Origin of the sequence: Cereibacter changlensis JA139 (genome assembly GCF_003034985.1) — a bacterium.
GTDB lineage: Bacteria > Pseudomonadota > Alphaproteobacteria > Rhodobacterales > Rhodobacteraceae > Cereibacter > Cereibacter changlensis.
In genome coordinates, this window is record NZ_PZKG01000319.1 from 1 (window position 1) to 1,582 (window position 1,582).

Below are 1,582 nucleotides of genomic sequence, written 5' to 3' on the forward strand. Positions count from 1 at the left end.
GCCACGGACAAGAGGCGGCCCCTGCGGGGCCGCTCTTTCTGTCGCGCGCGTGAATGCCCTTCCCATCCGAACGGCCAAGATCGGCGATCTTGCCACGCGCAGGGTGCAGCACTATGGTGGCGTCAATTGATGTTTATCTGACTTTTGCCCCGAGCGCCGTGCTCGGGGCATTTTTTATGCTCTCGCGCCGGGCAGGCCGCTGTTCCAGAACGCATTCTGCGGCCTTCTTCGGGACCGTCCGAACGGCGGCCGATCAGAAAACCCGCTTTTATGTGCCCACTAATCAAGGGGCGGCGCTGCCGGGCCGCGCTTTCTGTCGCGCGCGAGGATGCCCCGAGGATCGTGCGGCGCTGGCAAGGCCAGCCAAATCCGCCCTTGGTCCTGCTCCATGCCGCCGCTTCCCCGTCGACGCCACCGGCCAAGTTCGCCTGCCGTCCGTTCCGCAGTCTCCGGCGGCGTTGCGCCCCTTCATCCTCGATCTGGAGCCCTCGCGGGTCTTGCTGCGCGGTTCGCGCTGCAGCTCTGGGGTCTGATGCCGGACGGTGCTAAATCCTACGCTAAGCCCTTTTCGGCCACCTGTACTCGCCAGTGAGCAGGATGTGGGCCCATCCGAGCGGCGAGATGTGGGCTAGAAGGTCGGGTGAGCAATCCAGAGCGGCGCGGCGGCGGCTGGTGATCGCATGCCCGAGATGCTTGGTGTTCCAATAGATGATGATCGCGGCGAGCAGGTTGAGCCCGGCCATGCGGAAGTGCTGCCCTTCGGTGGTCCGGTCGCGGATTTCACCCTGGCGGCCGATGCGCAGGGCGTTTTTCAGGGCGTGATGGGCCTCGCCCTTGTTCAGGCCGATCTGGGCGCGGCGCTGCATGTCGGCGTCAAGCAGCCATTCAACGATGAAGAGCGTCCTTTCGACCCGTCCGATTTCACGCAAGGCCACCGCCAGTTCGTGCTGTCGGGGGTAGGCTGCGAACTTGCGCAACAACTGGCTCGGGGGCATGATCCCTGTCGCCATGGTCGCCGCGCTGCGCAGGATATCGGGCCAGTTCGCCGCGATGAGGGGCTCCCTGATCTTGCCCCCGATCAGCCCCTTCAGTTCCCTGGGGCAGGCCGCCGGATCGAAGAGGTAAAGGCGCTTTGATGGCAGGTCGCGGATACGCGGGATGAACTGGAACCCCAGCAGGGCGGTGACAGCGAAGACATGGTCCGTGAAGCCGCCGGTGTCGGCGTATTGCTCGCGGATCTTCTGGCCTGCATCGGTCATCAGCAGGCCGTCAAGGATGTAGGGCGCCTCGTTCACCGTGGCCGGGATGGTCTGGGTGGCGAAGGGGCCGAACTGGTCGGAGACATGGGTGTAGGCCTTCAGTCCGGGTTCCTGGCCGTATTTGGCGTTGATCAGGTTCATCGCCTCGCCATGGCGTGCCGTAGGGAAAAACTGCCCATCGCTTGAGGCTGTCTGCCCGGCACCCCAGAACCGGGCCATAGGCAGCGCGGACTGTGCCTCGATCACCTTTGCCAGCGCTCGGGACATGGCCTCACTTTCGACATGCCATCGCGACAGGCGCGAGAGCTGGAAGTAATCGTGGG

At 64.7% G+C, this 1,582-nt stretch carries 1 protein-coding gene; it reads right to left on the reverse strand.

Annotation, left to right across the window (positions count from 1 at the left end):
- Positions 1-557 precede the first annotated feature (557 nt).
- The coding region (locus C5F48_RS23635) for a Tn3 family transposase (protein WP_146170753.1) at positions 558-1,582 on the reverse strand (1,025 nt) is incomplete at its 5' end.